The following is a 16947-nucleotide window of genomic DNA, read 5'->3' as shown; positions in this document are numbered from 1 at the left end:
CAACAAGCATATAAGGAAAAGATAGAATGGCTAAGGGGCAATCATTACAAGATCCGTTCTTGAACGCACTGCGTCGCGAACGTGTTCCAGTTTCTATTTATTTGGTGAATGGTATTAAGCTGCAAGGGCAGATTGAGTCTTTTGATCAGTTTGTGATCCTGTTGAAAAACACGGTCAGCCAGATGGTCTATAAGCACGCGATTTCAACTGTTGTTCCGTCACGTCCGGTATCTCATCACAGCAATAACACCGGTACTAGCGGTTCTGGCAGCTACCACCATGGCGGCAGCGCGCAAGGTTCTGCGCCACAACAAGACAACGAAGAAGCTGAATAAGGCATAACGTTGTTTTTCCAAGACGGGGAACCAGGGATGATGGGTTCCCCGCTGGTCTTTTTGAGAGGTTATACGCTTGTTTGACCGTTATGATGCCGGTGAGCATGCGGTACTAGTACACATCTATTTTTCGCAAGACAAAGACATGGAAGATCTAGAGGAATTTGAATCTCTGGTCTCTTCAGCCGGTGTCGAAGCATTGCAGGTGGTTACTGGTAGCCGTAAAGCTCCTCACCCGAAGTATTTTGTTGGTGAAGGTAAGGCAATTGAAATTGCCGATGCAGTGAAAGCCACTGGGGCATCGGTCGTTTTATTTGATCATGCGTTGTCTCCAGCTCAGGAGCGTAACCTCGAAGCGCTGTGTGAATGTCGTGTCGTCGACAGAACCGGCCTGATTTTAGATATTTTTGCTCAACGTGCGCGTACCCATGAAGGTAAGTTGCAGGTTGAACTGGCTCAGTTACGTCACATGGCAACTCGCCTTGTGCGCGGCTGGACCCACCTTGAGCGTCAGGGAGGGGGGATTGGTTCTCGAGGCCCTGGGGAAACTCAGCTTGAAACCGACCGCCGTTTACTACGCAATCGGATTATGCAGATCCTTGGACGCTTAGAACGAGTCGAAAAACAGCGTGAGCAAGGGCGAAGATCGCGTGCCAAGGCTGATATCCCAACCGTATCTCTGGTGGGCTACACCAACGCCGGCAAATCTACCCTGTTTAATCAGATAACTGCAGCTGGCGTTTATGCTGCAGATAAGTTGTTTGCCACACTTGATCCAACATTACGTCGTATTAACGTTACGGATGTTGGTGAAACCATACTGGCCGATACAGTAGGTTTTATTCGTCACCTGCCACATGATTTAGTGGCGGCGTTTAAGGCAACCTTGCAGGAAACTCGTCAGGCGACACTGTTATTACATGTTATTGATGCAAGCGACCTGAGGATTGAGGAAAACATTGCCGCGGTAGATACCGTTCTCGAAGAGATTGAGGCTGATGAAATTCCAACGCTCCTGGTGATGAATAAGATAGATATGTTGGATAATTTCGTTCCACGTATCGACAGAGATGATGAAAATATGCCGATTCGGGTCTGGCTTTCTGCCCAGACCGGAGACGGTATTCCACTGCTTTTCCAGGCTTTGACAGAGCGTTTATCTGGTGAAATTGCACAGCATACGTTGTGCTTACCCCCCCAGGCTGGACGACTTCGGAGCCGGTTTTATCAGCTTCAGGCAATAGAAAAAGAGTGGATGGAGGAAGACGGCAGTGTTGGCTTACAAATTCGTATGCCTATTGTTGACTGGCGTCGCCTCTGTAAACAAGAACCGGCACTCGCTGACTATATTGTCTAGCCAGTCAAGGGAATGTCCTGAAGACTTTTTCCCCTTCGGGGGATATCACCGCACAACAAATATGGAGCATAAACATGGCGTGGAATCAGCCCGGTAATAACGGACAGGACCGCGACCCGTGGGGAAGCAGCAAACCTGGCGGCGACTCTGGGGGTAACAAAGGAGGGCGGGATCAGGGGCCACCTGATCTGGATGATATCTTCCGAAAATTAAGTAAGAAACTTGGTGGTCTGGGCGGCGGTAAAGGCGGCGGTTCCGGTTCTGGTGGTGGTTCTTCGCAACTTCCACGTCCTCATATTGGTGGCCGCATGGTTGGCATCGTTGCCGCCGTGGCTGTTGTTATTTGGGCAGCGACTGGGTTCTACACCATTAAAGAAGCTGAACGTGGTGTTGTAACTCGTTTTGGTCAATTCAGCCATTTGGTTGAGCCGGGTCTGAACTGGAAACCGACATTCATTGATAGTGTCAGAGCGGTAAACGTTGAGGCAGTACGTGAATTGGCTGCTTCAGGTGTGATGCTGACTTCCGATGAGAACGTCGTTCGCGTCGAGATGAACGTCCAGTACCGTGTTACCGATCCGCGTCGTTATCTGTTTAGCGTAACCAGCGCAGACGATAGCCTGCGTCAGGCAACCGACAGTGCATTGCGTGGTGTTATTGGTAAATACACCATGGATAAGATCCTCACTGAGGGTCGTACCATTATTCGTAACGATACTCAGCGCGAACTGGAAGAAACCATTCGCCCGTACAACATGGGTATTACCCTGCTGGACGTCAACTTCCAGGCTGCTCGTCCGCCGGAAGAGGTGAAGGCTGCATTTGATGATGCGATTTCTGCGCGTGAAAACGAACAGCAATACATCCGTGAAGCAGAAGCGTATACCAACGAAGTTCAGCCGCGTGCTAACGGTCAGGCGCAGCGTATTCTCGAAGAAGCTCGCGCTTATAAAACACAGACTGTGTTAGAAGCTCAGGGTGAGGTTGCTCGCTTTGCCAGATTGTTGCCGGAATACAAGGCTGCGCCGGAAATTACCCGTGAGCGTCTGTATATCGAAACCATGGAAAAAGTGCTTAGCCATACCCGTAAAGTTCTGGTTAACGACAAAGGCGGTAACCTGATGGTTCTTCCTCTGGATCAGATGCTTAAAGGTGGTTCACAGCCTGCGGCGAAGAGCGATACTAGTGGTGCGAACAGCTTGTTGCGTCTGCCACCTGCATCCAGCTCAAGCAGCGGCAGCGCCAGCACACCGTCCTCGTCAAGCCGGGGCGATATCATGGATCAGCGCCGTGCCGACGCACAGCGCACTGATAACCAGCGCGTAGGGAGTGAATAACGATGCGTAAGTCAGTCATTGCTTTAATTATCATCGTGCTGGTAGTGCTGTTTACCTCGGTCTTCGTGGTACAGGAAGGTGAGCGCGGAATTACGTTACGCTTCGGTAAAGTGTTGCGTGATGACGAAAACAAGCCGGTGGTCTACGAGCCAGGTCTGCATTTCAAAGTACCGTTTATCGAGTCGGTTAAAACCCTTGATGCACGTATTCAGACTATGGATAACCAAGCCGATCGCTTTGTAACCAAAGAGAAGAAAGACCTGATCGTTGATTCCTATATCAAATGGCGTATCAGTGATTTCAGCCGCTACTACCTGGCAACCGGTGGTGGTGACGTTTCTCAAGCTGAAGTGCTGTTAAAACGTAAGTTCAGTGACCGTCTGCGTTCTGAAATTGGTCGTCTTGATGTGAAAGACATCGTGACCGATTCTCGCGGTCGTTTGACTCTGGACGTGCGTGATGCGCTGAACTCAGGTTCTGCAGGTACTGACGATGAAGTGTCAACACCTGCTGCGGATGATGCGATTGCCTCAGCAGCTGCGCGTGTAACGGCGGAAACCAAAGGTAAAGTGCCAGTGGTTAACCCGAACAGTATGGCAGCGCTGGGTATTGAAGTGGTCGATGTGCGTATCAAGCAGATCAACCTGCCAGCTGAAGTGTCTGAGGCTATCTACAACCGTATGCGCGCAGAGCGTGAAGCGGTTGCTCGTCGCCACCGTTCACAAGGTCAGGAAGAAGCTGAGAAGCTGCGCGCTACCGCCGACTACGAAGTGACTCGTACTCTGGCAGAAGCCGAGCGTATGGGCCGAATCAGCCGTGGTGAAGGTGATGCAGAAGCTGCCAAACTGTTTGCTGACGCATTCAGCCAGGATCCAGATTTCTATGCCTTCATTCGTAGCCTGCGTGCTTACGAGGCGAGCTTCAATTCTGGTCAGGACGTTATGGTGTTAAGCCCGGATAGCGATTTCTTCCGCTACATGAAAACACCAGCGAACAGTTCACGTTAATATTCGCAAGTTATCTATCAAGAGCCGGTCTGACCGGCTCTTTTTTTATGGGTGTTAGAGGAAATTATGAATTCGACAATCTGGATGGCATTAGCACTGGTATTAGTGCTCGAAGGACTCGGACCAATGCTTTATCCGCGTATGTGGCGTCGTATGATAGCCGCTTTAATCCAATTACCCGATAACACGCTGCGTCGTTTTGGCGGCGGACTAGTGGTTGCAGGTGTCGTTGTCTACTACATGTTGAGTCGAAGCGGTGGTTAAGCCACGTTGAGGTGGCTGATTACCATTTTGTATACTAAAAGGGCTGATCATCGGGGAAACCGATGGTAGAATCCTTTTTTAAGCAAACGGTGATTTTGAAAAATGGGTAACAACGTCGTCGTACTGGGCACCCAATGGGGTGACGAAGGTAAAGGAAAGATCGTAGATCTTCTGACTGAACGGGCTAAATATGTTGTGCGCTACCAGGGCGGTCACAACGCAGGCCATACTCTCGTAATCAACGGTGAAAAAACCGTTCTTCATCTTATTCCATCAGGTATTCTGCGTGATAACGTTACCAGCATCATCGGTAATGGCGTTGTGCTGTCTCCTGCTGCACTGATGAAAGAGATGAAAGAGCTGGAAGACCGTGGGATTCCGGTACGTGAGCGCCTGCTGTTATCTGAAGCATGTCCGCTGATCCTTGATTATCACGTAGCGCTGGATGTGGCTCGTGAGAAAGCGCGCGGTGCTAAAGCTATCGGTACTACCGGTCGTGGCATCGGTCCTGCGTATGAAGACAAAGTGGCCCGTCGTGGCCTGCGCGTTGGCGACCTGTTCGACAAAGCTACCTTTGCCGACAAACTGAAAGAAGTTCTGGAATACCACAACTTCCAACTGGTTAACTTCTATAAAGTTGAAGCGGTTGATTACCAGAAAGTTCTGGACGATGTCATGGCTGTTGCTGACATTCTGACCAGCATGGTAGTTGATGTCTCCGATCTGTTGGATCAGGCACGTAAGCGCGGCGACTTCATCATGTTCGAAGGTGCTCAAGGCACACTGCTGGACATCGACCACGGTACCTATCCGTACGTGACCTCTTCCAACACCACCGCGGGTGGCGTGGCAACAGGTTCCGGCATTGGTCCACGTTATGTTGATTACGTTCTGGGTATTATCAAAGCGTACTCTACTCGCGTTGGCGCAGGTCCGTTCCCAACTGAACTGTTTGATGATATCGGCGAGTTCCTGTGCAAACAAGGTAACGAGTTCGGTGCGACTACTGGTCGTCGTCGTCGTACAGGTTGGTTGGATATCGTTGCTGTGCGTCGTGCAGTGCAGATCAACTCCCTGTCAGGTTTCTGCCTGACCAAGCTGGACGTACTGGACGGCTTGAAAGAAGTTAAACTGTGCGTAGGCTACCGTCTGCCAGATGGCCGTGAAGTGACTACCACTCCAATGGCTGCTGACGATTGGGAAGGTATCGAGCCAATCTACGAAACCATGCCTGGCTGGTCCGAAACGACCTTCGGCGTGAAAGAGCGTAGTGGTTTGCCGCAAGCAGCGCTGGACTACATCAAGCGCATTGAAGAACTGACTGAAGTACCAGTAGACATTATTTCTACCGGTCCAGACCGTTCTGAAACCATGATTCTGCGTGATCCGTTCGACGCATAATGATGTGATGGGGTGTGCTTAGCGCACCCCAACTGTTTTATCCTGCCGTTTTATCTACCTTCCCCTATTAAATAAATTAGCTGGCAACCTTATGGCTGGTTTATCATCAATCTATACCCGTCATACTTCATGTTGCAGCGGCGTTGGCTGCACTCACTCACCCCAGTCACTTACTTAAGTAAGCTCTCGGGGATTCTTGAGCTGGCCGCCTGGCTGCAACCCGAATTATTTAGGGTATAGTATTTACAGCTATTAAGCGTTTCCCCTCCCACCCTAGAGGTTGATGTGCAGTTAACGAGTTTTACTGATTACGGTTTACGTGCTTTGATTTATATGGCGTCTTTGCCAGAAGGCAAAATGACGAGCATTTCTGAGGTAACAGAAGTGTACGGAGTATCACGTAACCACATGGTGAAAATCATCAATCAACTCAGTCGCGCTGGCTATGTGACGGCAGTGCGCGGCAAAAACGGTGGTATTCGCCTCGGCAAGCCTGCGCAAACAATTCGTGTGGGTGATGTGGTGCGCGAGCTGGAACCGCTATCTTTGGTGAACTGTAGCAGTGAGTTTTGTCATATTACCCCCGCATGTCGCCTCAAACAGGCACTGGCTCAGGCGGTGCAAAGCTTTCTAACAGAGCTGGATAAGCACACGCTGGCCGATTTGGTGGACCAAAACCAACCGCTCTACAAATTATTGCTGGTGGAATAAATCACGATTTCCTCAGCAAATGACAACGGAGGAACCGCAATGTCAAAAGATCCTTTTCAGGAACGAGAAGCCGAAAAATACGAAAACCCGATCCCAAGCCGGGAGTTTATTCTCGCTCATCTCTCCAAACGTGAAAAACCAGCCAATCGTGACGAACTGGCTGAAGAACTAAATATTACTGGTGAAGAACAACTTGAAGCGCTGCGTCGCCGTTTGCGAGCCATGGAACGCGATGGACAGTTGGTCTTTACCCGTCGCCAGTGCTATGCCCTTCCAGAACGTCTTGATTTGCTCAAAGGCAAAGTTATTGGTCATCGCGATGGCTTTGGCTTCCTGCGCGTAGAAGGTCGTAAAGACGATCTCTACCTTTCATCTGAACAGATGAAAATGTGTATGCATGGCGACATCGTACTGGCGCAACCGCTGGGTGCTGACCGTAAAGGCCGTCGCGAAGCGCGTATTGTGCGTGTGCTGGAGCCAAGAACCGGGCAAATTGTTGGCCGCTACTTTACCGATGCGGGTATCAGTTTCGTGGTGCCAGACGACAGCCGTCTGAGCTTCGATATCCTTATCCCACCAGAAGGGGTAATGGGTGCACGTATGGGCTTTGTGGTAGTGGTTGAACTCACCCAACGTCCAACTCGCCGCACCAAAGCGGTTGGTAAAATTGTTGAGCTTCTTGGCGACAACATGGGTACCGGCATGGCCGTCGATATGGCGCTGCGCACCCACGAAATCCCTTATATCTGGCCACCAGAAGTTGAAGCCCAGGTTGCTTCCCTGAAGGAGCAAGTGCCAGAAGAGGCCAAAGTTGGCCGCGTAGATTTGCGTGATCTGCCACTCATGACCATTGATGGTGAAGATGCGCGTGACTTCGATGACGCCGTATTCTGTGAGAAAAAACGTGGCGGCGGCTGGCGCTTGTGGGTTGCGATTGCTGACGTAAGTTATTACGTTCGCCCGCCAACCGCACTGGATAAAGAAGCGCGTAACCGCGGCACGTCAGTTTACTTCCCGTCGCAGGTTATCCCGATGCTGCCGGAAGTGCTGTCCAACGGCCTGTGCTCGCTCAATCCACAGGTTGACCGTCTGTGTATGGTCTGCGAAATGACTATATCTGCAACGGGTCGCCTGACAGGCTCTAAATTCTACGAAGCGGTAATGAGTTCCCATGCGCGTCTGACCTACACCAAAGTGTGGCATATGTTGCAGGGCGATCAGGAACTTCGTGAGCAGTATGCGCCGCTGGTTAAGCACATCGAAGAGCTGCATAACCTGTATAAAGTGCTGGATGTTTCTCGCGCCGAGCGTGGTGGCATCTCGTTTGAAAGTGAAGAAGCGAAGTTTATCTTCAACGCTGAACGCCGCATCGAGCGCGTTGAGCAAACTGTACGTAACGATGCGCATAAGCTAATCGAAGAGTGCATGATCCTCGCGAACATTGCAGCCGCTCGCTTTGTTGAAAAACATAACGAACCGTCACTGTTCCGCGACCACGATCGTCCAACCAACGAAGCGATCACCTCGTTCCGTTCTGTGCTGGCTGAACTGGGTCTGGAATTACCGGGCGGGCAGAAGCCTGAACCGCGTGATTACGCAGAACTGCTGAACTCGATTGCCGATCGTCCGGATCATGAAATGCTGCAAACTATGCTGCTGCGCTCCATGAAACAGGCGGTTTACGATCCAGAAAACCGTGGTCACTTTGGCCTTGCGCTGCAATCTTATGCGCACTTTACCTCGCCGATTCGCCGCTATCCGGATTTGTTGTTACACCGTGCAATTAAGTATCTGCTGGCGAAAGAGCAGGGCCATAAGGGTAACAGCACCGAGTCTGGCGGCTGGCACTATGACATGGAAGAGATGCTGCAACTTGGCCAGCATTGTTCTATGGCTGAACGTCGTGCCGATGAAGCCACACGTGACGTTGCCGACTGGCTGAAATGCGACTTTATGCAGGATCAGGTTGGTAATACCTTTACTGGCATCATCGCAAGCGTCACCGGTTTTGGCTTCTTTGTCCGTCTGACGGATCTGTTTATCGATGGCCTGGTGCACGTTTCTACTCTTGATAACGACTACTACCGCTTTGACCAGGTTGGGCAACGCCTGATTGGTGAATCCGGCGGTCAGACTTATCGCCTGGGTGACCGTGTAGAAGTGCGTGTTGAAGCCGTTCACATGGACGAGCGCAAGATTGATTTTGCTTTGCTCTCTAGTACTCGCGTACCTCGCGGTGCGGGTAAAACTGAGAAAGACAAAGCGAAAAGAGGCGCTAACGGCAACGGACCGAAACGTCGTCAAGCTGGCAAACGCGTAAACTTCGAGTCAGACAGTGCTTTCCGTAAAGAGAAAGGCCCTGCGAAGCCGAAGAAAGCGAAAGCCGACAAAAAAATCGAGAAAACCGCCGAACCGAAGGTGAAGAAACCAAAAACGCCATCGGACAAAACTCGTAAGATAGCGGCAGCCACGAAAGCTAAGCGGGCAGCGAAAAAGCAGCCGAGCTAGCCTTGAAAGGGTGGATGGTTCTTCGTTTATCCACCCTGAAACTGCTTTTCGTAGGTCGGATTAGCGTAAGCGACATCCGACATTTACGAGCAAATTAACACTGGTGCATCAGCACCTGAAATGAGTAACAGTAATGAGTGAAATGATTTACGGCATTCACGCCGTCCAGGCGCTACTTGATAACGCCCCCCAGCGTTTTCGGGAAGTCTTTATCCTTAAAGGCCGTGAAGACAAACGTCTGATGCCTTTAATTCATGCGCTGGAAGCCCAGGGTGTGCCGGTTCAAATGGCAAACCGCCAATGGCTGGATGAAAAATCTGAAGGCGCTGTGCACCAGGGCATTATTGCTCGCGTGAAACCGGGTCGTCAGTATCAGGAAAATGATATTCCGGACCTGCTTGCAGGTCTTGAACAGCCATTCTTGCTGATTCTGGATGGCGTTACCGACCCGCACAACCTCGGTGCTTGCCTGCGTAGCGCAGATGCTGCCGGCGTACATGCGGTTATCGTACCGAAAGACCGATCTGCACAACTGAACGCTACTGCCAAGAAAGTGGCCTGTGGTGCAGCTGAGCATGTTCCGCTTATCAGTGTGACCAACCTGGCTCGAACTATGCGTTTATTGCAGGAATCGAACGTTTGGATCGTCGGTACCGCGGGTGAAGCAGACCACACCTTGTTCCAGAGCAAAATGACCGGCCCAATGGCGCTGGTGATGGGCGCTGAAGGGGAAGGTATGCGTCGTCTGACTCGCGAACATTGCGATGAGCTGATTAGCATCCCAATGGCTGGAACCGTTTCTTCATTGAATGTTTCCGTCGCGACCGGTATTTGCCTGTTCGAAGCTGTGCGTCAACGCAGTTAATTTCTTGTGGGGTGCTTTCGCACCCCGCTTTGTGATCCCTCTCCATGCATAAGCGCTGTCACCGTCCATACTAATGGCATTGCCATTAATGGGAGGGAACACGATGCGCTGGCAAACTCATACCGTTTTTAACCAACCAATACCCCTCAACAACAGTAACCTTTTTCTTTCTGATATCTCGTTAACCGAGGCTGTAGCCCGTGAAGGGGCTGGCTGGGATGCGGAACTTCTGGCAAGTATCGGCCAACAACTGGGTTCAGCTGAATCACTGGAGCTCGGCCGCCTGGCGAATGCCAATCCGCCTGAATTACTCCGCTATGATTCCAGCGGTGAGCGGCTCGATGATGTGCGCTTTTATCCTGCCTGGCATTTACTAATGCAAGGGCTGTGTGCCAATCGGGTACACAATTTGCCGTGGCAGGAAGATGCCAGGCAAGGCTCGTTTGTGGCCCGTGCTGCGCGCTTTGTTCAGCATGCGCAGGTGGAAGCAGGAACGTTATGCCCTATCACCATGACATTTGGTGCCACTCCTCTCTTACTTAAGCATCTACCCAAAGAGTTTCAGCCGTGGCTGAAGCCGCTACTCAGCGATCGTTACGATGCGCACCTCTCACTTGGCGCTCAAAAACGTGGCCTGCTCATCGGTATGGGCATGACTGAGAAGCAGGGGGGCTCAGATGTGCTCAGCAACACCACGCGTGCAGAGGCGATCGATAAACGCGGCCCTGGTGAAATGTATCGCATAGTCGGCCACAAATGGTTTTTCTCCGTTCCGCAAAGCGATGCGCATTTGATTCTGGCGCAGGCGAAAGGCGGCCTTTCGTGTTTCTTCCTGCCGCGATTTTTACCCGATGGGCAACGTAACCAGGTTCGTTTTGAACGATTGAAAGACAAGCTCGGTAACCGCTCCAACGCCAGCAGCGAAGTTGAATTTTGCGATGCTACGGCGTGGCTTATCGGTGAAGAAGGCGAGGGAGTTCGCTCAATTCTCAAAATGGGTGGTTATACCCGTTTTGACTGTGCACTTGGCAGCCATGGCCTGATGCGCCGCGCGCTCTCTGTCGCGTTATATCACGCACACCAACGTCAGGCATTCGGCAAGATGCTGATCGACCTGCCGATTATGCGCCAGGTTCTGGGGCGTATGGCTTTGCAACTTGAAGGGCAAACGGCGTTTCTGTTTCGTCTGGCTCGCGCCTGGGAATCACCCGGTAATCCGCATGAGTTGGCTTATAGTCGGCTGTTTACGGCTGTGGCTAAATTTAGCGTCTGCAAATCGGGTATCCCCTTTGTCGCGGAAGCCATGGAAGTGCTTGGGGGAATGGGTTATTGCGAAGATAGCGAGTTGCCACGCATTTACCGTGAAATGCCGGTGAATAGTATCTGGGAAGGATCGGGCAATATCATGAGCCTTGATGTGCTGCGCGTTCTGGCCAAACATCCCGGTGCGATGGAGATGTTGCATGCGGAGTTTGACGAAGTGAAAGGGCAAAATCGGCATTTCGATCGTAGCTGGCGGCAGTTGCAACAGCGGCTTCGTAAGCCACAAGAGGAATGGGGCAGGGAAGTTACCCGAATGCTGGCTCTTCTGGCGACAGGTACCCAGGTTTTACAGCATCTCTCTCCACCGTTAGGTGAAGCCTGGTGCCGTATGATGCTGGACTCGCGGGGGGAAAGTGTTTTACCGAATCAGGTACTTATTGATGTACTACTCAGAGCGACAGGCCGCACAGGATAGAACAAAAAAGCCAGCGCCATAAAGGGGAGTATCAATGGCCGCTGGCTTATTTATGCATAAATAATGGCTTGTACACGCCAGCCTTCAGCAAGCTGGTTTTCCTGCATTTTAACGATGCGATAGTATGATGCTCCATGTTCGTCAGCCTTCAGGGCAATGACTTTCTCTACATCTTGCACGCTACCGGCAATACCATTCACAGAAATCATGCCGATTTCATTCAAACCCGTCACACAATCTGCGGCAACATCTTCTGCCGATTGTGCCGACGTTGTGATTAGCCCCACGGACAGCAGTAATGAGGTTAAGGCAAGCGATCGTTTCATAATTAGCTCCTTTAATACTTACCCTAAATCAGCAGGGCAATCCTTCGCGTGGGTGAACTTCAGACCTGTCCGTTGGCTGAGGTTCATTGTGCATAACAAACGATCAATTGACGCAAAGCTATGTAAATATGCATAAATTAAACACAGTGCTAAATTACTTACGGTACAAAATGGCCTGGGCATACCACTGACCAGGTACTACCGTCTCATCGTTTAGCACGATGACGTAATAATCCGCTTTGGCTGCAACAGCTTTCTCTTCTAGCGCTCGTTCTGCGTCCATCGGAGAGCCGTGCTCAAGTGCTGTCACCGTCCCTATTTTGGTCAAACCCTGCGTTTGGTAACGCTGGATTTCCTGAGGGGTTCCGGTTGCAGGCGGCGCTGGTTGTGGTGTCCCTTGTAACACGCTACAAGCACTGAGCGTGGTCGCAAGTAACACAGCTGATAGCAATCGCATGATCGTTTCTCGTCTCTTAATAGCCATAGTGTAGCCCCGGTTTTTTTCTGAGAAGAGGGAATGTTCCCATTTTGTTAGCTTCCCCGCGCTTTTTAATCACTTTCGAATGAAAATCGCTAAGCAGATCTCATAGTGAACAATAATCACAACCCATCAATGACTTGCCATCCACAGGACCCTGACATACAAAGGATATATCACACCAATATAGGGCTAATATCATGATTGAAATATATACCGAACAGCTTGCGGGCATTGAAGTTCTCCACGCTGTGCCCTCCGGGAAAAAAGAGTGCGAACTCCCGGTGGTATTTTTCTATCACGGTTTTACTTCCTCTAAACTGGTTTACAGTTACTTTGCGGTCGCTCTTGCTCAGGCTGGAATGCGCGTGATTATGCCCGATGCCGAGCAACACGGTGCGCGATTTAATGGTGATGACACCGTGCGGCTGTATCAATTCTGGTCGATTCTTAAACACAACATTGATGAGTTTTCGCCGCTTTATCAGGCTTTATCTGAACGCTATCCCGTAGATGAGCGACGAGTTGCTGTGGGTGGTGCTTCAATGGGAGGCATGACGGCTCTTGGTATTATGGCGCGTTATCCGCAAGTTCGCTGCGTGGCATGTCTGATGGGATCGGGATATTTTATGTCGCTTGGGCAAACGCTATTTTCACCACGAGCGGAAGAGGCTGAATCACTCAATGCACTCGCCGAATATGACATCAGCCATCAGCTAGAAAGCATCGGTAACCGGCCACTTTTGCTGTGGCACGGCGAGGATGATGATGTTGTTCCGGCGGCTGAGACATGGCGTTTGCAGCAAGCGCTAGTTGAGAAGGGGCTGGATAAACAACTGATCTGCTTAGGGGAACCAGGCGTCAAGCACCGCATTACGCCAACGGCTCTGGATGCCGCCAGCCGCTTCTTTAGTGAGAACCTTTAATTACACCAGAATCACTTGCACACCCTGATCTTCAAGTTTTTTGACCACTTCAGGGTTTGCTTGCTTACCGGTAATCACTAAATCAATCTGCTCCGTGCGGCTAAAGAGCATGCCCGCGCGTTGCCCTACTTTTGAGCTATCGACCAATACAGCCAGCTTACCCACGACGCCCAGCATCTTTTGCTCTGCCATTGCGGTTAGCATATCCGTTTTATAAAGTCCTTCAGACGTCAGCCCTTTGCCACTGGTAAACATCCAGTGCCCGGCATACAGCGAAGTCTCGTTTTCTTGCGGCCCAAGGGTAATGGAGTGGCTTTTATTATATTGCCCGCCCATGATCACCACACTTTCATGATTTTCGTCGATAAGGTAATTAGCCAGCGGAAGATAGTTAGTAATGATCTGCACTGGTTTGCCACATATCTGCTGGCCGAGTAAAAAAGCAGTCGATCCGCAGTTGATCACGACACTTTCACCTTGTTTGACGAGCGCTGATGCAGCACTGGCAATACGGCTTTTCTCATCGTGATTTTGCGCCAGATGAATATTCATTGGCGTCCAGCGCAGGCGCTGCTGGCTAATGGCTTCGGCACCGTTACGGACTTTTTTCAGTCTGCCGCTCTCATCGAGCTTATTAATATCACGCCGTGCGGTCGCCGGAGAGATTGCCAGGCGTTCCATCACTTGTTCGACAGTCACAAATCCTGTTTGCTGGAGCAGTTCGAGCAGGATCTGGTGGCGTTGTGCTTCGGTCATGAATTTTTCCGATGAGGGATGATTTTTAAAGATGATATTTGAAATCAGATGGAATACCTAAAGGAAAAGCCGGATATTGACCCGGCTTCACAACATTACAAGAAGGACTTAAACGGCAGATCCGGTTCATGAGTAAAGCAATCATCAAACCCGCGTGGGTAGTGATATTCGAACTGATCTTTATCCAGCGGCCAGGTAAATTTGCCACCCACCTGCCAGATAAATGGCTTAAAGCCATACTTCAGTCGATCTTTCTTCATATTCCATAGCACACGGATCTCTTGCGGATCGGCCTGGAAATTCGACCAGATATCATGATGGAACGGAATGACCACTTTGGTATTCAATGACTCCGCCATGCGTAAAATATCAGCACTAGTCATTTTGTCGGTGATCCCGCGTGGGTTCTCGCCGTAAGAGCCGAGTGCGACATCAATCTGATGATCATTGCCATGTTTTGCGTAGTAGTTGGAATAGTGAGAATCTCCGCTGTGGTAAAGGTTGCCACCAGGGGTTTTGAACAGATAGTTGACTGCGCGTTTATCCATGCCATCAGGTAATATACCCGCCGCTTTTTCATCAGCAGGAAGCGTAATCAGCGCGGTACGATCGAAAGCATCTAGCGCATGAATTTCAATGTCTTTCACTTTCACGACATCACCGGGTTTCATTACGATGCAACGCTCGCGTGGAACACCCCAGCCAATCCATAAATCAACGCAGGTCTGCGGCCCAATAAATGGCACATCATCGGCACAGTTCTGCATCACTGCGGCCGCCACGTTCACGTCGATATGATCGTTGTGATCGTGTGTTGAAAGTACCGCATCAATATTGCGAATAGCGAAAGGATCGAGCACGAACGGTGTGGTGCGCAGGTTGGGCTGCAATTTTTCCACCCCAGCCATGCGCTGCATCTGGTGGCCTTGTTTCATCAGCGGATTGCCGTGGCTTTGCTTACCGGTACCACACCAGAAATCAACGCAGATATTCGCACCACCCTGGGATTTCAACCAGATACCCGTGCAGCCCAACCACCACATGGCGAAGGTTCCAGGGGCAACCACTTCCTGCTCAATTTCTTCATTCAGCCAGCTACCCCATTCCGGGAAGGTGCTTAAAATCCAGGATTCACGGGTAATCGTCTCAACCTTACTCATCAGCCTTCTCCTATCCATTTAGAATCAATAATCACAAGTGATCAAATTGTGATTTATATTGACATCAAATTTTTAAATTTAGAAGTTTTTTCTGACAGGTTATTTTGTGGATTTCACCTTTAAACACTTATTAAATGAGAAGTATGAAAGAGGTTTGTTTTTATATTTATATGTTTTTTAAGGTTTATTTGTCTTTTTTGATTGCTGGGAATTAACCGCAGTGTAATTGTGGAAAATAAATTGCGTACTTCCTCACAAATAATCATTTTCAATCTTGTTGTGATTATTTTTGACAAATAGAGTGAGGGCGAACATTACTTCCGCCTGTTTTCTGATCGAAACAGGGAGCGACTACCCTACGGAGAGCTTTATGGAGATCCTCTACAACGGCTTTATCATTTTCTTTAACCAGGTAATGACAAACGCCCCTTTGCTACTAGGGATTGTGACTTGTCTGGGCTATGTGCTTTTGCGTAAAAGCGTCAGCGTAATTATCAAAGGCACCATCAAAACGATTATCGGCTTTATGTTGCTGCAGGCAGGCTCCGGGATTTTGACCGGCACGTTTAAACCCGTTGTCGCGAAGATGTCTGAGGTTTATGGGATTAACGGCGCTATTTCAGATACTTATGCATCGATGATGGCGACGGTCGAAAGAATGGGCGACGCCTACAGTTGGGTGGGATACGCCGTGTTATTGGCTCTGGCACTCAATATTATTTATGTGTTGCTACGGCGTATTACAGGGATCCGCACCATCATGCTGACTGGTCACATCATGTTCCAGCAAGCGGGCCTCATTGCCGTGTTCTTCTTTATCCTTGGCTATCCAATGTGGACAACCATCATCTGCACCGCGGTGTTGGTTTCCCTCTATTGGGGTATCACCTCCAACATGATGTATAAACCGACACAAGCCGTGACGGAAAACAGCGGTTTTTCAATCGGTCACCAACAACAATTCGCTTCGTGGATTGCCTACAAAATCGCACCGTATCTAGGAAAAAAAGAGGAGAGTGTTGAAGATCTTAAATTACCGGGCTGGCTCAACATCTTCCACGACAACATCGTTTCCACCGCCATTGTTATGACGCTGTTTTTCGGCGTGATCCTTTGTTCATTCGGCATCGATGTTATGCAGGCGATGGCCGGTAAAACTCACTGGACTATCTACATTCTGCAAACCGGCTTCCAGTTCGCGGTGGCGATTTTCATCATCGTTCAGGGCGTGAGAATGTTCGTCGCAGAGTTGTCCGAAGCCTTTAACGGTATCTCACAGCGCTTAATTCCAGGGGCGGTTCTCGCCATCGACTGCGCAGCTATCTACAGCTTCGCACCAAACGCAGTGGTGTGGGGATTCATTTGGGGAACCATCGGCCAGTTGATTGCCGTCGGCATTCTTATCGGACTCGGTTCTTCCATCATGATAATCCCAGGCTTTATCCCAATGTTCTTCTCTAACGCCACCATTGGCGTGTTTGCCAACCACTTTGGCGGCTGGCGCGCGGCGCTAAAAATCTGCCTGGTGATGGGCATTATTGAAATCTTTGGCTGTGTCTGGGCCATCAAACTCACCGGATTAAGCGCCTGGATGGGCATGGCTGACTGGTCGATTCTTGCACCACCATTAATGCAAGGGCTGACGCTTGGGTTGTGGTTTATGGGGGTGGTTATCGTGATTGCACTGATTTACATGTTCTTCGCCGGGCGCACTCTTCGCGCCGAGGAAGATGCAGAAAAACATCTGGCAGAGTCATCTGCCCACTAAAAGGATCTGG

At 50.2% G+C, this 16947-nt stretch carries 16 protein-coding genes; 12 read left to right on the top strand and 4 right to left on the bottom strand.

The window, feature by feature from the left end; all coding sequences use genetic code 11:
• The first annotated feature begins 26 nt into the window (after positions 1 to 26).
• The 10 genes from hfq (at position 27) to LVQ77_RS13610 (ending at position 11523) form a co-directional block, all read left to right on the top strand.
• A complete protein-coding gene (gene hfq / locus LVQ77_RS13655; protein WP_151994108.1) occupies positions 27 to 335 on the top strand; it encodes an RNA chaperone Hfq in 309 nt (102 codons plus the stop codon).
• Between the two features lie 76 nt (positions 336 to 411).
• Complete coding sequence (gene hflX / locus LVQ77_RS13650) at positions 412 to 1692, top strand: ribosome rescue GTPase HflX (RefSeq protein ID WP_232904675.1); 1281 nt, start codon at positions 412 to 414, stop codon at positions 1690 to 1692.
• Between the two features lie 74 nt (positions 1693 to 1766).
• Positions 1767 to 3029: an FtsH protease activity modulator HflK gene (gene hflK, locus LVQ77_RS13645; protein WP_134186262.1), complete on the top strand. Its 1263-nt coding sequence runs from the start codon at positions 1767 to 1769 to the stop codon at positions 3027 to 3029.
• A 2-nt stretch (positions 3030 to 3031) separates the two neighbouring features.
• Positions 3032 to 4036 (top strand): protease modulator HflC, encoded by a 1005-nt coding sequence (gene hflC / locus LVQ77_RS13640; RefSeq protein WP_034461175.1) that lies wholly within the window; start codon positions 3032 to 3034, stop codon positions 4034 to 4036.
• A 66-nt stretch (positions 4037 to 4102) separates the two neighbouring features.
• A complete protein-coding gene (locus LVQ77_RS13635; RefSeq protein WP_034461177.1) occupies positions 4103 to 4300 on the top strand; it encodes a DUF2065 domain-containing protein in 198 nt (65 codons plus the stop codon).
• A gap of 102 nt (positions 4301 to 4402) precedes the next feature.
• Positions 4403 to 5701: an adenylosuccinate synthase gene (locus tag LVQ77_RS13630; RefSeq protein WP_034492792.1), complete on the top strand. Its 1299-nt coding sequence runs from the start codon at positions 4403 to 4405 to the stop codon at positions 5699 to 5701.
• A gap of 285 nt (positions 5702 to 5986) precedes the next feature.
• The gene (nsrR, locus tag LVQ77_RS13625; protein ID WP_034461180.1) at positions 5987 to 6412 is read left to right on the top strand and encodes a nitric oxide-sensing transcriptional repressor NsrR; all 426 of its coding nucleotides are present in this window, start codon (positions 5987 to 5989) and stop codon (positions 6410 to 6412) included.
• Positions 6413 to 6451: 39 nt separating this feature from the next.
• The gene (gene rnr / locus LVQ77_RS13620; protein ID WP_134186264.1) at positions 6452 to 8920 is read left to right on the top strand and encodes a ribonuclease R; all 2469 of its coding nucleotides are present in this window, start codon (positions 6452 to 6454) and stop codon (positions 8918 to 8920) included.
• Positions 8921 to 9053: 133 nt separating this feature from the next.
• Positions 9054 to 9785 carry a 23S rRNA (guanosine(2251)-2'-O)-methyltransferase RlmB gene (gene rlmB, locus LVQ77_RS13615; RefSeq protein WP_154152004.1) on the top strand — a complete coding sequence of 244 codons (732 nt, stop codon included), beginning with the start codon at positions 9054 to 9056 and terminating at the stop codon, positions 9783 to 9785.
• A gap of 103 nt (positions 9786 to 9888) precedes the next feature.
• Entirely contained in the window at positions 9889 to 11523 is a 1635-nt protein-coding gene (locus tag LVQ77_RS13610) for an isovaleryl-CoA dehydrogenase (RefSeq protein WP_232904674.1), read from the top strand.
• Between the two features lie 50 nt (positions 11524 to 11573).
• On the opposite strand, the gene LVQ77_RS13605 is transcribed toward LVQ77_RS13610, so the two are convergent.
• Positions 11574 to 11849 carry a YdgH/BhsA/McbA family protein gene (locus LVQ77_RS13605; RefSeq protein ID WP_034461185.1) on the bottom strand — a complete coding sequence of 92 codons (276 nt, stop codon included), beginning with the start codon at positions 11847 to 11849 and terminating at the stop codon, positions 11574 to 11576.
• A 154-nt stretch (positions 11850 to 12003) separates the two neighbouring features.
• Positions 12004 to 12333 carry a biofilm peroxide resistance protein BsmA gene (bsmA, locus tag LVQ77_RS13600; RefSeq protein WP_064515702.1) on the bottom strand — a complete coding sequence of 110 codons (330 nt, stop codon included), beginning with the start codon at positions 12331 to 12333 and terminating at the stop codon, positions 12004 to 12006.
• 194 nt (positions 12334 to 12527) lie between these two features.
• On the opposite strand from bsmA, the gene yjfP reads away from it, so the two are divergent.
• Positions 12528 to 13253, top strand: a complete 726-nt coding sequence (yjfP, locus tag LVQ77_RS13595) for an esterase (RefSeq protein ID WP_232904673.1) — start codon at positions 12528 to 12530, stop codon at positions 13251 to 13253.
• On the opposite strand, the gene ulaR is transcribed toward yjfP, so the two are convergent.
• Both ulaR and ulaG read right to left on the bottom strand, forming a co-directional pair.
• Positions 13254 to 14009 carry an HTH-type transcriptional regulator UlaR gene (gene ulaR / locus LVQ77_RS13590; RefSeq protein ID WP_232865688.1) on the bottom strand — a complete coding sequence of 252 codons (756 nt, stop codon included), beginning with the start codon at positions 14007 to 14009 and terminating at the stop codon, positions 13254 to 13256.
• A 95-nt stretch (positions 14010 to 14104) separates the two neighbouring features.
• A complete protein-coding gene (gene ulaG / locus LVQ77_RS13585; protein WP_232865687.1) occupies positions 14105 to 15169 on the bottom strand; it encodes an L-ascorbate 6-phosphate lactonase in 1065 nt (354 codons plus the stop codon).
• Positions 15170 to 15539: 370 nt separating this feature from the next.
• Between ulaG and ulaA the strand changes: the two genes are divergently transcribed.
• A complete protein-coding gene (gene ulaA / locus LVQ77_RS13580) occupies positions 15540 to 16937 on the top strand; it encodes a PTS ascorbate transporter subunit IIC (protein WP_232865686.1) in 1398 nt (465 codons plus the stop codon).
• Positions 16938 to 16947: the final 10 nt, after the last annotated feature.

Source organism: Buttiauxella cochleicola (assembly GCF_021282435.1).
GTDB classification, from domain to species: domain Bacteria; phylum Pseudomonadota; class Gammaproteobacteria; order Enterobacterales; family Enterobacteriaceae; genus Buttiauxella; species Buttiauxella massiliensis.
Note: the sequence above shows the minus strand (reverse complement) of the source record. Positions and strands in the feature narration are given on the sequence as shown.

Excerpts from the sequence above, each read along its gene's own strand:
- hflC (WP_034461175.1), top strand. The coding sequence starts at position 3,032 with ATGCGTAAGTCAGTCATTGCTTTAATTATCATCGTGCTGGTAGTGCTG.
- rnr (WP_134186264.1), top strand. The coding sequence starts at position 6,452 with ATGTCAAAAGATCCTTTTCAGGAACGAGAAGCCGAAAAATACGAAAAC.
- ulaA (WP_232865686.1), top strand. The coding sequence starts at position 15,540 with ATGGAGATCCTCTACAACGGCTTTATCATTTTCTTTAACCAGGTAATG.
- ulaG (WP_232865687.1), bottom strand. The coding sequence starts at position 15,169 with ATGAGTAAGGTTGAGACGATTACCCGTGAATCCTGGATTTTAAGCACC.
- hfq (WP_151994108.1), top strand. The coding sequence starts at position 27 with ATGGCTAAGGGGCAATCATTACAAGATCCGTTCTTGAACGCACTGCGT.
- rlmB (WP_154152004.1), top strand. The coding sequence starts at position 9,054 with ATGAGTGAAATGATTTACGGCATTCACGCCGTCCAGGCGCTACTTGAT.
- hflK (WP_134186262.1), top strand. The coding sequence starts at position 1,767 with ATGGCGTGGAATCAGCCCGGTAATAACGGACAGGACCGCGACCCGTGG.
- LVQ77_RS13635 (WP_034461177.1), top strand. The coding sequence starts at position 4,103 with ATGAATTCGACAATCTGGATGGCATTAGCACTGGTATTAGTGCTCGAA.
- LVQ77_RS13610 (WP_232904674.1), top strand. The coding sequence starts at position 9,889 with ATGCGCTGGCAAACTCATACCGTTTTTAACCAACCAATACCCCTCAAC.
- ulaR (WP_232865688.1), bottom strand. The coding sequence starts at position 14,009 with ATGACCGAAGCACAACGCCACCAGATCCTGCTCGAACTGCTCCAGCAA.
- LVQ77_RS13630 (WP_034492792.1), top strand. The coding sequence starts at position 4,403 with ATGGGTAACAACGTCGTCGTACTGGGCACCCAATGGGGTGACGAAGGT.
- bsmA (WP_064515702.1), bottom strand. The coding sequence starts at position 12,333 with ATGGCTATTAAGAGACGAGAAACGATCATGCGATTGCTATCAGCTGTG.
- yjfP (WP_232904673.1), top strand. The coding sequence starts at position 12,528 with ATGATTGAAATATATACCGAACAGCTTGCGGGCATTGAAGTTCTCCAC.
- LVQ77_RS13605 (WP_034461185.1), bottom strand. The coding sequence starts at position 11,849 with ATGAAACGATCGCTTGCCTTAACCTCATTACTGCTGTCCGTGGGGCTA.